The sequence below is a fragment of the Desulfitibacter sp. BRH_c19 genome (genome assembly GCA_001515945.1).
Lineage (GTDB): Bacteria > Bacillota > DSM-16504 > Desulfitibacterales > Desulfitibacteraceae > Desulfitibacter.
This window is the reverse complement of record LOER01000004.1, coordinates 23231-36166: the sequence shown is the minus strand read 5'-3', so window position 1 is coordinate 36166 and position 12936 is coordinate 23231. Positions and strand designations below refer to the sequence as shown.

At 36.4% G+C, this 12936-nt stretch carries 12 protein-coding genes; 5 read left to right on the top strand and 7 right to left on the bottom strand.

Annotated elements, in window-relative coordinates; all coding sequences use genetic code 11:
• Positions 1 to 159 precede the first annotated feature (159 nt).
• Positions 160 to 1542 (bottom strand): argininosuccinate lyase, encoded by a 1383-nt coding sequence (locus APF76_08815; protein KUO53336.1) that lies wholly within the window; start codon positions 1540 to 1542, stop codon positions 160 to 162.
• Between the two features lie 208 nt (positions 1543 to 1750).
• Between APF76_08815 and APF76_08810 the strand changes: the two genes are divergently transcribed.
• The 3 genes from APF76_08810 to APF76_08800 are packed head-to-tail and all read left to right on the top strand — an operon-like array spanning position 1751 to position 3131.
• The gene (locus APF76_08810; protein ID KUO53335.1) at positions 1751 to 2131 is read left to right on the top strand and encodes a hypothetical protein; all 381 of its coding nucleotides are present in this window, start codon (positions 1751 to 1753) and stop codon (positions 2129 to 2131) included.
• Positions 2131 to 2616 carry a permease gene (locus APF76_08805; protein KUO53334.1) on the top strand — a complete coding sequence of 162 codons (486 nt, stop codon included), beginning with the start codon at positions 2131 to 2133 and terminating at the stop codon, positions 2614 to 2616. The genes APF76_08810 and APF76_08805 overlap by 1 nt, the downstream gene beginning before the upstream one ends.
• Positions 2604 to 3131 carry a permease gene (locus tag APF76_08800; protein KUO53333.1) on the top strand — a complete coding sequence of 176 codons (528 nt, stop codon included), beginning with the start codon at positions 2604 to 2606 and terminating at the stop codon, positions 3129 to 3131. The genes APF76_08805 and APF76_08800 overlap by 13 nt, the downstream gene beginning before the upstream one ends.
• 50 nt (positions 3132 to 3181) lie before the next feature.
• Here the strand turns inward: APF76_08800 and APF76_08795 are convergent, their stop codons facing one another.
• The gene (locus APF76_08795; protein ID KUO53332.1) at positions 3182 to 5032 is read right to left on the bottom strand and encodes an asparagine synthetase B; all 1851 of its coding nucleotides are present in this window, start codon (positions 5030 to 5032) and stop codon (positions 3182 to 3184) included.
• Between the two features lie 192 nt (positions 5033 to 5224).
• On the opposite strand from APF76_08795, the gene APF76_08790 reads away from it, so the two are divergent.
• Positions 5225 to 6352, top strand: coding sequence for a hypothetical protein (locus APF76_08790; protein KUO53331.1), 1128 nt, complete (start codon positions 5225 to 5227; stop codon positions 6350 to 6352).
• Between the two features lies 1 nt (position 6353).
• Here APF76_08790 and APF76_08785 read toward each other — a convergent pair whose 3' ends face one another.
• The 4 genes from APF76_08785 to APF76_08770 all read right to left on the bottom strand — a co-directional run bounded on the left by APF76_08785 (position 6354) and on the right by APF76_08770 (position 9838).
• Positions 6354 to 7181, bottom strand: coding sequence for a polysaccharide deacetylase (locus tag APF76_08785; protein ID KUO53330.1), 828 nt, complete (start codon positions 7179 to 7181; stop codon positions 6354 to 6356).
• 160 nt (positions 7182 to 7341) lie between these two features.
• On the bottom strand, positions 7342 to 8256 hold the full coding sequence (locus APF76_08780) for a hypothetical protein (protein KUO53329.1): 915 nt from the start codon (positions 8254 to 8256) through the stop codon (positions 7342 to 7344).
• Entirely contained in the window at positions 8223 to 9155 is a 933-nt protein-coding gene (locus APF76_08775; GenBank protein KUO53328.1) for a hypothetical protein, read from the bottom strand. The genes APF76_08780 and APF76_08775 overlap by 34 nt, the downstream gene beginning before the upstream one ends.
• Before the next feature lie 20 nt (positions 9156 to 9175).
• Complete coding sequence (locus APF76_08770) at positions 9176 to 9838, bottom strand: transporter (GenBank protein ID KUO53327.1); 663 nt, start codon at positions 9836 to 9838, stop codon at positions 9176 to 9178.
• A 192-nt stretch (positions 9839 to 10030) separates the two neighbouring features.
• On the opposite strand from APF76_08770, the gene APF76_08765 reads away from it, so the two are divergent.
• Positions 10031 to 11401 (top strand): glucose-6-phosphate isomerase, encoded by a 1371-nt coding sequence (locus APF76_08765; protein ID KUO53326.1) that lies wholly within the window; start codon positions 10031 to 10033, stop codon positions 11399 to 11401.
• Between the two features lie 101 nt (positions 11402 to 11502).
• Here APF76_08765 and APF76_08760 read toward each other — a convergent pair whose 3' ends face one another.
• Positions 11503 to 12936 (bottom strand): hypothetical protein, encoded by a 1434-nt coding sequence (locus tag APF76_08760; GenBank protein KUO53325.1) that lies wholly within the window; start codon positions 12934 to 12936, stop codon positions 11503 to 11505.

Genomic DNA, 12936 nt, shown 5'->3' with positions numbered 1-12936 from the left:
GTATTTCTGCATACAGTTATTCTATAATCATATTTTATGCTTCTGGAAGTATTTTGTCAATAGTTCTTCGGTAAATTTTCTGAATTTTTTTTAAAGAATCAAAAATACAGTCACAATAATCGGACTGTATTTTATGTAATCCTCTTTTAAATTGTGTGCCTATATATTAATAATATCTAGCAATTTTCTTGCAGCATCAATGTGATTTGTCACTTGTGCAGGAGCTGGTCCACCTGGAATATTTCTTTTTGCCACAACATTTTCTATTCTTACTTCCTCAAAAATATCATTTTCAATTACATTAGAGAACTCCTTATACTCACTTAGCTTTAACCCTTCTAGGTCTACTCCCTTACTGATGCAATATGCAACCAGCTCACCAACAATTTTATGTGCTTCTCTAAAGGGTATTCCCTTTGTTACCAGGTAATCAGCCACATCAGTTGCTCCTCCAAATCCTCCCCTTGCGCCTTCTTTCATTACTTTGTCTTTGACAGTAATGCTTGCAAGCATTGGCGTAAATGTAATCAAGCATCCTTTTACAGTATCAATACTATTGAAAAGACTTTCCTTGTCCTCTTGCATATCCTTGTTATACGCCAGGGGCAGCCCTTTCATTACAGTAAGTATTGCCATTAGATTTCCATAGACTCTGCCAGTTTTTCCCCGAACAAGTTCAGCTACATCAGGGTTTTTCTTTTGAGGCATTATACTGCTCCCTGTACTAAAGGAATCATCCATTTCAATAAATCTATACTCATCACTTGACCAGATGATAAGTTCTTCGCAAAACCTACTTAAATGCATCATTATAATAGCTGCAGTACTGTTAAACTCTATAATAAAATCTCGGTCGCTTACTGCATCCATACTATTACGGGTTATTTCTTTAAAGCCTAGTTCTTCTTTAACCATATGTCTATCTAGTGGAAATGTAGTACCTGCAAGGGCACCAGAACCAAGAGGCATCATGTCGGTTCTTTTATAGACATCCTTGAGCCTATCAATATCTCTATAAAACATTTCCCAATAGGCCATACAATGGTGGGCAAAGGTCACAGGTTGAGCTTTCTGCAAATGAGTATAGCCTGGCATAATAGTATTCAGATGCTTATCTGCTTGTTTCAATAAAGTTTTCTCTAAATCAATTAACATCTGCGTTATGTAAACTATTTCCTCTTTTAAATATAGTCTTATATCGAGTGCAACTTGGTCATTTCTGCTCCGCCCAGTATGAAGTTTCTTACCAACATCCCCAATTTTTTGGATTAGAAGTGTCTCCACGTTCATATGTATGTCTTCTGCGTCCTGGGATAAGTCAACCTTTCCCTCCTCTAGTTCCATTAAGATTTCACTCAATCCATCTATGATCTGTTGTGACTCTTCTAGGGTTATAATTCCGCATTTCCCTAACATTCTGGCATGGGCTTTACTTCCTTCAATATCTTGTTTATATAATCTTTTGTCAAAGAAAATAGATGAATGAAAGTCTTCCACAAGCTTATCTGTCTCCTTTGAAAAACGTCCTCCCCAAAGTTTCATAACTTAACCCTCCAAAGTTTACTATTATATTTGTATTTTATTATACACCAAGACATATTTTTTTCCACTCTTATAAAAGTAATCTAATTAGATCAATGTATTATCACCTGTATAATCTCTATACCAATAGTATTGACATAAACATCCAATAAGAATAAAATAAAGTCACATACTATATGTGTAATACATATATAAGGAGATGACATTTATGTGCCACAGCAATGGAGAATGCAGCCCTGGGACATGTAACTGCAGGGGTGGAAAAATTGAACGCTTTATTGAACCATGTATACTTCTATTATTAAAGAAGAACCACCCTGCACATGGATACGAGCTTCTTGATAAATTAAGTGAATATGAAATCAATAGCGATTCTGGTGCACTATATCGTACTCTAAGAAGGCTTGAGGATGAGAAAATGGTTATTTCAGCTTGGGAAACTCATGGTGCAGGACCAGCAAAAAGAATGTATGAAATAACCCTATCTGGTGAGACATTGCTAAAAAATTGGATTGCCAACTTTAAAAAGACCAAAAGGACTCTTGATAAATTTATAAGTGAGTTTAATGAAATAGGGAGTGATAATTAATGTTTACCGTTGCTCTTTATACATCTGCAATAGCTGCTCTAATTATTTCCTACTACAAGGACAAAGGAAAAACAAAACAGGCATTAAAAAAGGCTTACAAAGCTTTTACAAACATCCTCCCAGAATTCTTAACAATTATAATAATTATTGGATTTGCACTTGCTGTACTAAAACCTGAGAGCATCTCAAAAGTTATAGGTGACACATCTGGAATTACAGGACTTCTAATTTCTAGTGGGTTGGGTGCTGTAACTCTAGTTCCAGGGTTTATTGCTTTTCCACTTGCAAAAGCACTTCTAGAAAATGGCGCAGGAATTGTACCAATTGCTGCTTTTGTATCAAGCTTAATGATGGTAGGTGTAGTTACGCTTCCGCTAGAAATAAAATATTTTGGTAAAAAAGCGGCATATGTACGAAATGGTTTAGCTTTTATATTTTCAATAGTTATTGCACTATTATTGGGGGTAATGCCATGGGTGTTGTAAAAAGATATAAATGGGTATTGTTGTTGGGTTTGATGTTATTGCTAGCTGTAGTATTCAGTCCTGATTTTGGCTTAGAAGCTGCAAGCATAACCTGGCTTAATCTAGTTTTTATGCTAAAAATTTTGCCTCCCATATTCTTATTACTAGGAATCCTTGATATCTGGGTTCCTAAGGAAACTATGATAAAATATGTGGGTGCAGGCTCAGGGATTAGGGGTGGTATAATCGCTTTTAGTCTAGGTTCTGTAGCGGCTGGCCCCCTATATGCAGCCTTTCCCGTAGCCCAAATGCTACTAAAAAAGGAGACATCACTAATTAATGTCTTTATATTTATTGGAGCTTGGTCTACCACCAAAATTCCACTAATTCTATTTGAAACTAGTGCTCTTGGAGCTGGTTTTTCCATATCAAGATTATTATTAAATATCCCTGTAATTATTATAATTGCCTATCTAACTCATAAAATAGTTCATAAAGAACAAGCAGCAATTTATCAAGCCTCTCATCAACTGTAACGGTTCAGATGAAGTATATCTCCATCTGAACCGTCAGCATCCTGCTTTTATTAAGCAATTTGTATTTGATAGTGTTTGAGCCATAGATTTACTTGATAGATGTAGGCATAAAACTGTGCTTCACCCATTAGCTGCCCAAACCAGGGTACTCCAGCATTATGAGGATTGCTTCCTAGCATTTTATTGATAAAATCCACATTAATTAATGGAAGTATGGGTGAATTATGATTATTAATAATATCCAGCACCAGGTTTTTGGTTGCTTGTAAATATTCTGGATTATGTGTTTTCGGGTAAGGACTTTTTTTCCTCCATAAAACATCGTGGGGCAATAATCCTACAAGTGCTTCTCTAAGTATGCCCTTTTCTCTACCTTTAAGCTGCTTTAAGTCCCAAGGAATGTTCCATGCATATTCCACAAGTCTATGGTCGCAGAATGGAACTCGCACTTCAAGGCCAACCGCCATACTCATTCTATCCTTCCTATCAAGTAATGTAGGCATCCAACGGGTAAGGGTTAAATAGAATATTTCTCTTAAGCGAGCTTCCTTCTCACTTTCTCCAGGCAATCTAGGAACCTCAAATAAGGCTTCATAATACCGATCTTGAACATATTCTTTGGGGTGAACAATGCTTCTTAATTCATGTGACATTAACTGTTCTCTTATGTCTAGATTTGATGACCAGGGGAAAGTTTTAGCCTTTACTAGTTCTTCCCTATGAAACCAAGGGTACCCACCAAAAATTTCATCTGCACATTCTCCAGATAATGCAACTGTAGCTCCATTTTTTATTGCTTCACAGAAAAGATAGAGAGATGCATCAACATCGGTCATTCCTGGCAAATCCCTTGCATATACAGCTTTATCTAAAGCAGATATCTGTCCATGGGTATCTAGAGTCGTATAGTGATGGTCAGTTTCTAGATATTCGGAAACTATTTTTATCCACGGTTTATCTGAATTGGGTTGATAATTACTGGCTTTAAAGTATTTGTCATTATCTTCAAAATCTACAGAGTAGGTGTGGATTGGACCATTTCCTGCTTTTTGTAATGCTTCAGCTGCTACAGCTGTTATTGCACTTGAGTCCACTCCTCCTGATAGTAAAGTGCAGACTGGAACATCTGCTACGAGCTGTCTATTTACAGCATCACTAAATAGGTGTCTTACCTTTTCTATAGTTTTCTTTAAGTCATCTTCATGAGCTTTACTTGTTAATAACCAGTATTTATGTCTTTTAAGGCCATTGTGATCAAATATCATAAATTCACCAGGGATAACTTCTGAAATTTGAGTAAATACTCCCTGCCCAGGAGTTCTAGCAGGACCAATAGCAAAAATTTCTGCAAGACCGTCTAGATTTACTTTTGGTTCTATAAAAGGGTTAGCTAATAAGGCCTTATGCTCTGAACCAAAAACAAATCGATTGCCTTGAAAGCTATAAAACAAGGGTTTTACACCAATTCTATCTCTAGCCAAATAAAGCGTTTCATCAACATCATTCCAGATAGCAAAGGCAAAAATTCCGTTATAGTGTTCTACACAAGCTGGGCCCCATTCAATATATCCCACCAAAACTACCTCAGTATCAGACCTGGTGTGAAAGGTATGACCCCTTGCCTGTAAATCCTGACTCACTTCATCTGTATTGTATAATTCGCCATTATAAACAATAACAAAATTTCTATTTCCCCTTTGTCGCACCATGGGCTGCAAACCACCTTCAGGGTCTACCACTATAAGTCTTCTATGAACCAAGGATGCTTTTTTAGTTACCCACATACCCTTTGCATCAGGTCCCCTGTTTGTCAATTTTCCCATCATTCTGCTAGCTTGCTGTTTTCTCTCTTCTACCCTTAAGTCAATTTCCCAGTCTACCCAACCTGCTATTCCACACATTTTCTAACACCTTCTTTGATAATGATTTTCATTCTCTATTGTATGATATTTGCAAATAGAGTAATGGGTGCATGTCTCCTAGGCACAATTTAATATTTTTTCCCAACGGGATTTTTTAAGTAGGATTTTCATAATATTTATAGAAAGTACTAGGTGATAAAACCTATTTCTTTTTAAAGGGGTTACTCTTTGATGAAAAAAATGCGTGATTTGTTTATTAGAAAAAAGAAGCAAGTAAGACCTCTAGAGGCTATTCAGGTAGGTATATCCCCTTGTTGCAATTTAAAGTGTACTTTTTGTCCTACAACTTTTATTCATGAAAAAAATGCAAGAATAATGAATATTGAAGATTTTTCTTTACTAAAACCTTATTTCTCATGGGCTAATTGGATTTACCTTCAGGGTTGGGGTGAACCACTCTTAAACAAAAACATTTGGGAAATGGCTTCTCTTGTAAAAGCATCTGATGCCAAGGTAGGTTTCACAACAAATGGAACTTTAATGGGTACTGAGGTTTCAGAAAATCTTGTCAAAAATAATATAGATATAATTTCTGTATCCATAGCTGGAGATGCCTCTGCTTCACATAATAAGCTAAGGAAGGGTTCTGAATTTACAACAATTATTAAGAATATTAAGGCACTAGTTTCTATGAAGAATAGATATAACTCACCTACTCCTAAAATTAGCCTGTCTTATATGCTTACAAAAGAAAGTATCCTACACCTTCCAGATACAGTTAAACTTGCTCATGATATTGGTGCTGATGATTTATATGCCATAAACTTAGACTATGTTTTTAGCTATGAAACTAATGAGAGTAAAATATTTACCTGGGGCGAAAAACCTAGGCAGGATTATGCAAATATTATGGCGGAATCTAAAAAAATTGCTGCTGAAAGAAAATTTTCTTTCAGATCATATCTATTAAGTATGGAGGAGCAAGAACCTGTTTGTGAGCTTGACCCTAATAGATTTGTATTTGTTACAGATGATGGTGATATTACTCCATGTACCTATTTAGGCAGAACAATAAATCCAAGAGTTTTCCAAGATAAGCTAATCAACTTACCCAGAAAAACCTTTGGTAATATTAAAGATAATAGCTTTGAAGAAATTTGGAATAGCGCTGACTACATGGAATTTCGTAGTAAGTTTACCGTCCGTTTAGAGGAATACAAACTACTAATGAATACCTATGCCGATTATGAGCCAAGTCTAATAATACTTAAACAAGCCGAAAAAAGATACTCAGAGGCATTAGAAAAAAATCCCCTACCTATTGAATGTCAAAGCTGTCCTAAGGCCTATGGAATCTAATTTATTCCATTTCTCTTTTGAAAGGTACTTCCAGAAGCTCATGTACTAATATAAATTCAAAACCGTCCTTTTTCAAAACCTCAATAATTTCGCCTAGTGCTTCTACAGTTCCACTTAAATCCTCATCAATTCCGCCAGCGGAATGCTGTAATATAATGGAACCATCTGTAACATCTTCTAGGATGTTAGTTTTAATCTCATCCGCAGAAAGCCCCTTCCAATCCAATGAATCTACGTTCCATGCAATTATTCTATATTCACGATTGGCAACTACCTTTAGCTTTTCTATATCCATTGATCCATAAGGTGATCTAAATAATGTGGGAGTATATCCAACTAGTTTCTTGATAATCACTTCTGTCTCCCTTAATTCTTGAGTCACCTTATCATTAGACAACTTAATAATATTGGGATGGGACCAAGTATGGTTAGCAACAATATGTCCCTCCTTGTCTATCCTTTTTACAACCTCAGGAAATAGTTTGCACCTTTTTCCCATAACAAAAAATGTTGCAGGTACATTATGATCTTTTAATACATCCAAGATTTGTGGAGTAAAATTATCATCAGGTCCATCATCAAATGTAAGTGCAATCCTTTTTGATTCATCTGGTCCGTAGCGGTAGAAAAGCCCTGGAAACTCTGAGGCTAAATCTATAATTTCTCTTTGTGGAAAACCTCTTTCAAGTCTTTCCGGCCCTCCAGCTAAATCAAATTCTTCTGGTGGAACAGGCTTTTGGGGCATATTTACTGGAATAATAAAAGCCCATACTAAAAAGATGCCGATGACCAGCAAACTCAAAAATACATATAGTTGATTTTTACCCATTTCATTGTCACCTCAGAATTATTCTATCCAATTTTAATAATTAAATGTAGAACAATACATGGTTTTCGTTAAGCCATTTCAAAACGCTTATAAAAAGTTTCCTGCAAAAAAATATCGCCTCTCAATCATGAATAGGAGAGGCGATATTTTGTATATATATTTAATTGATCTTGCCAGCATTGTCTAGTAGTTTAAGAGAATTGACTCTAAAGACTAAGCTTAGCTCCTTTTCTGATAGTCCTCCCCTTTGTTTAATATCTTTAATAAACATAGAAAATTCAGCTTGCCTTTGCTTTCTTGGGTATATCAATAATGGAAAGTCTGAACCATATAGAATTTTTTCAACCCCCACAAGATCTGCTACAGCCCTAAACACTCCCATTTTATATAAGAGGGGACTTCCCGCAGACTCATAGTAAACATTTTTCATTGCCTGTTTTACTTCTGGCCAAAGTTCGAAATATGGCAAACCTCCACCCCAATGAGCTAAAATTAGCTTTAGGTTTGGTAACCTTTTGGCAAGTTCGTAAAAACCTTGAATTGGAGTAGGATCTTTACCAGAATATATTTTACCTACAGGCTCCCCAGCATGGATATTTACTAACATATTACATTTTGCTGCAGCTTCCATTAAGTTAAGGAAATCCCTGTCATTTAACTCCCAACCCTGGCCTCCTGGTCCCATTTCACCTATTCCTGCAAAACCCATTTCATAACATCTTTCCATTTCCCAAATTGCACGCCACCCAGCCCTGGGATTTATACTTGCAAAGGCTATAAAACGGTCAGGATATTTACTTATTACTTCTTGCATGTAATCATTATGATACTTGCATAAGCCATGATCTCGCCAATACCAACCCTGCATTACTATCTTTTCTACACCAGCCTCATCAGCCAGAGCTAACGCTTCCTCGGCAGTAGCATAACGTTGTATTGTACACTTAGGGTCTGCGACTACTCCAAAATAGGTGTCCAGTCTGCAATACTTCTCTTGGTTTCTAATAACATCGGGAGGAAACATATGGGTATGTATATCTATTATTCCCTTTGAAACATGCTTGGATAAATGCACGTATTTTCACTCCCTTCTCCTGCCAATCCTAGCAATCTTAAAGCATTTTTTCCAAGAACGTTGTCTAAAGCTTCTTTATCCTTTATTTCGTCCTTTACTTCATTAACCATAGAAAGAAAGTTGGGTTGCTTTTCCTTTTGAGGATATAGATGTAATGGATAATCTGTTCCAAAAAGAATTCTCCTATGACCAACAAGATTTATCGTTGACATATAAACCGCTGGGGAACAGATTAATGGACTAGCTGCTGTATCGTAATATACATTGGTAAAGGCCTTACTTATCTCAGGCATCAATTCATAGAATGGTAATCCACCACCCCAATGTGGAAGAATCACTTTTAGCAAGGGCTTTGCCATGATTAAATACACATAGTCATTTAAAGAGACATCTGATTTTCCAAAGTAAAAGTCTCCTACTGGTTCACTAATATGAATACTTAGTGGTATATCAGCATCTATACATAAATCACTTATTATTAGGAAGTTCTCATCTTTTAAAGAAAATCTTTGACCATATGGATCAAGCTCACCTACTCCTGCCATTCCTGCTTGAAGGCATCTTTTTACCTCCCTTTGTGCATTTAACCCATCGTTAGGATTTACTACACAAAACCCTATAATCCTATCTGGGTAAGCTTTCATTGCCTCCATTATATAGTCATTTTGCATAACACAATATTCATGGGACAAAAATGGCCATCCTTGGATTACAATTTTATCAACACCATCTTTATCCATTTGCTTAATGGCCTGCTTATAGGTTGCGAAGAACTGTTTAGTATGGTTGGCTGGGGTTGATGTGGAAAGAAACCCAAAGTAGTCATCCCTTAAAGCAAAGCTAGCAGGATCACTAGTAATTTGTTCAGGGAGAATATGTGTATGAAAATCAACAATCATTGTTTTCACCATCCTTTCATTTAAATGGTGGAATTAAGGTTTTTTGCAGTATCAATAAATGGTACATTTCTTTTTATTAAGTTAACAAACATGTAAATAAGTGGAGTATCAAGTATAGAAATTATAAGTTTAATAATATATTCACCAACAATAATTGCTAATAATGGTGTTCCTGTACCAGAGAATGCAATAGTTACGAATATAATAGTATCAATAAGCTGAGATGCACCAGTTGAAAAATTATTTCTTAACCAAAGATGCTTCCCCTTAGTTTTTTCTTTCCAAAAATGAAAAGCCCAAACATCATGATACTGGCTAATTAAATAAGCAACCATACTTGCAAATACAATACGAATATTCGCTCCTAGAATTAGCTGGTATTCTGCCTGTTCAGTCCAGAAGGATGCAGCAGGCATATAAATTGCGAGTTTAATAAAAATGGCTGAAAGTACAGAACCAAAAAAACCAAGTTTTATTACATATAATGTCCGTTTCTTTCCCCATATTTCCGCAATTGTATCTGTTAGAAAAAATGTAAGTGCATAGCAAATGGCTGCCGCAGAAACTGTCAAGCCTCCAATAGTAATAAGCTTAGCAGCAATTACATTACTAACAATTAGTAGTGAAACAAATGTAATAGCTAGTAACAAAAATATTTTTTCTTCTCTTTTGAACGCTTCCATCTGATTCCTTCTTTCTAGTAATAGTTTTGCGCAACTTCATTATAATGCACTTTGTTTGAAAACCGCAAGATTTACAAAGGTTTTATTTTATGTAGACTAACAAAGTGTTCACATGGCATACTAAAAGTGATAAACTAATATTGCTTAAATAGGAATTATTAGCCATTTCAAATTAAAGGAAAGGAGCACTTTATGGCTTCAAATATTAGATTTGACTATAGTACTACAAAAGACTTTATCAAAAGTAATGAAATAGAATATGTACAAGAGGCAGTAGAGGTCGCACACCAACTACTTCATAGTGGAAAGGGCCCAGGTAATGAATATACTGGATGGCTTAATTGGCCAAAGGAATATGATAAGACTGAGTATAATAGAATTAAGGAAGTCGCTGCAAAGATTAGGAACAAGGTAGACGTATTTATTGTCATAGGAATCGGTGGTTCCTATCTTGGTGCTAAATCTGCAATAGATCTTCTAAAGAATTCTTTTTACAACCAGCTTTCAAGGGATATTAGGCAGTCTCCAGAAATCTATTTTGCTGGCAATAATATTAGTTCAACTTACCTTTCTAGACTGCTAGAACTAGTTAAGGATAGAGATTTTGCCATCAATGTTGTGTCTAAGTCTGGTACAACGCTGGAACCTGCTATTGCTTTTCGGATATTTAGAGAAATAATTGAGAAGAAATATGGAACTGCACGGGCAAAAGAAAGAATCATTGCAACTACTGACAAATCAGAGGGTGCTCTAAAAAAGTTGGCAGATGAACAGGGCTACGAATCCTTTGTTGTCCCCGATAATGTAGGAGGACGCTACTCTGTTCTAACTTCAGTAGGACTTCTCCCACTTGCAGTTGCTGGCATAGACATAGATGAAGTAATGTCAGGAGCTAATACTGCTCATGATAACTATCTAAACAAAGATCTTAAGATAAATGAGTGTTACCAATATGCTGCAATTAGAAATATACTTTATGGTAAAGGAAAAAACATTGAGCTCCTCGTAAATTATGAACCGGATCTTGCTTCTTTCTCAGATTGGTGGAAACAGCTCTTTGGGGAAAGTGAAGGCAAGGAAGGCAAAGGTATTTTTCCTGCAAGTGTAAACTTTTCCACGGATCTTCACTCCCTTGGCCAGTATATTCAAGATGGGAGGCGAAACCTATTCGCCACAACCATATGGGTTGAAAACCCACCTTACAACTTTGAAATAAAGGCAATTGACGAGGATATGGATGGACTTAATTTTCTTGCAGGCAAAACAATTCAACACGTTAATGAACAGGCCTGCCGGGCAACCATACTTGCCCATACTGAAGGAGGAGTTCCAAACTTAAAGGTGAACATAACAGATTTAACTCCTTACACATACGGGCAGCTTGTGTATTTCTTTGAAAAGGCATGTGCAATAAGCGGCTATCTACTAGGCGTCAATCCATTTGATCAGCCAGGTGTGGAGACATATAAGAAAAATATGTTTGCTTTATTAGGTAAGCAAGGAACAGAAAAGATAAAATTGGAAATTGAAGAAAAGCTTCACCACCTGTCAAAAACACAGTAAGTGAACACCTTGAAATTTGCACTAAAAACAAAAAGTCAGTCAACCCTTGGGCTTGCTGACTTTTTATAAGAGGAGGTTATGTCCCTAAAATCCAATTAGTTTTAAATATGTGGATACTCCTTTTTTATTTCTTTAATAATTTCTTCATTATATGCTACATCTGTGCTTTCCTTAAAATATTTGCCTACTCGTTCTCTAGCAACTTGCCCAACATCTTTACAGCCATTTTCCTTCCAAATGTTATAGCTCATTCTTGCAGCAACATCAGGCATAAAAGTTTCACTTCGCATATATTTTAAAGTATGTGGGTGTGTGAGGTAATTACCACCAGGCCCAATTGCTTCAATAACTTCTAATGCTAATCTATCTTCATTAATATCTAAGCCTCTCACGGCCCGCATGACCATCCCATTGATTTCATTATCAATAACATATTGCTCAAGAGATACTGTCATTCCACTATCAATAAGGCCAGCCGATTCATGTATCAGTTGCGCACCAGCTAAGGCTGGCATTAAAATTGTGGTTGCCTTTTCATAACCCGCTTGAGCATCAGGGACCTTTGCTTCTGTTGTACCTCCAGTAGCATACATAGGAAGATTATAGAAGGATGCAAGTTGGGCACAAACGCTATTCATAATACCGTTTTCTACTGCACCAAATAAAAAGTTCATGGTTCTCATATCTGCTGTAGTAGGAACTACACTATAAAGAACAGGAGAAGCCGGATTGATTAACTGGGCTAAAAGAATGCCACTTAATGCTTCAACATTTAATTGTACTAATGTTCCAGCAAGAGTCATGGGTGCAGTAGCACCACTTATAGGCGCACATGATGTGACTAAAGGTACACCAGCCTGAACTACTTCAAACATATGCTCCACATAATTCTTCTCCATCTTAAGGGGACTCATTATGGAGCAAGTAATTGATATGTTAGGTTTAGCTTTTAGTTCCTTTGCTCCTCCTGCTAGAAGCTGTGCCATTTGCACAACTTTTTTCGCACCTTCAGGCCCAAATACACCACCCATGATATGCTTAGTAGTATTATTAAGCCCTGCAAAGAACCTATTAACATCAACATCCTCATTAGAAACATCATTAGGATATACTGGCAGTACAAACCAATGTATATTGTCCAAGCTATGACAAAGCTTAGCAATTGTTTTTAAATCATCTAAAGTAGTAGGCCTACGAACCCCACTTTCATAGTCTAGGATACCCACAGCACTTCCACCACTTCCAAGAAAGGTTCTCCCAGGCTCTACTACAAGATGATGTTTATCCTCTCGACCATATAAAATTACTCTTGCTGGAGCCATTTTAATCTTTTCAATTATCCACTTTTCTGAAGCCCTTACCCTTTTGTTGATAAAATCTACCTGAGCTCCATTTTCTGCAAATAGTTTCAGAGCCCTTTCATGATCAACTTCAATTCCTACTTTTTCAAATACATGCATTGCAGCGTTGTGAATTATTTCAATTTCTTTGATAGATACAGGTTGGTAGTATCCACTTGCTGTACCAAAGTACAT

Bases quoted from the DNA above. Each gene is read 5' to 3' on its own strand.
- APF76_08760 (KUO53325.1), bottom strand. From the start codon at position 12,936: ATGTACTTTGGTACAGCAAGTGGATACTACCAACCTGTATCTATCAAA.
- APF76_08800 (KUO53333.1), top strand. From the start codon at position 2,604: ATGGGTGTTGTAAAAAGATATAAATGGGTATTGTTGTTGGGTTTGATG.
- APF76_08810 (KUO53335.1), top strand. From the start codon at position 1,751: ATGTGCCACAGCAATGGAGAATGCAGCCCTGGGACATGTAACTGCAGG.
- APF76_08785 (KUO53330.1), bottom strand. From the start codon at position 7,181: ATGGGTAAAAATCAACTATATGTATTTTTGAGTTTGCTGGTCATCGGC.
- APF76_08805 (KUO53334.1), top strand. From the start codon at position 2,131: ATGTTTACCGTTGCTCTTTATACATCTGCAATAGCTGCTCTAATTATT.
- APF76_08815 (KUO53336.1), bottom strand. From the start codon at position 1,542: ATGAAACTTTGGGGAGGACGTTTTTCAAAGGAGACAGATAAGCTTGTG.
- APF76_08770 (KUO53327.1), bottom strand. From the start codon at position 9,838: ATGGAAGCGTTCAAAAGAGAAGAAAAAATATTTTTGTTACTAGCTATT.
- APF76_08765 (KUO53326.1), top strand. From the start codon at position 10,031: ATGGCTTCAAATATTAGATTTGACTATAGTACTACAAAAGACTTTATC.
- APF76_08790 (KUO53331.1), top strand. From the start codon at position 5,225: ATGAAAAAAATGCGTGATTTGTTTATTAGAAAAAAGAAGCAAGTAAGA.
- APF76_08775 (KUO53328.1), bottom strand. From the start codon at position 9,155: ATGATTGTTGATTTTCATACACATATTCTCCCTGAACAAATTACTAGT.
- APF76_08795 (KUO53332.1), bottom strand. From the start codon at position 5,032: ATGTGTGGAATAGCAGGTTGGGTAGACTGGGAAATTGACTTAAGGGTA.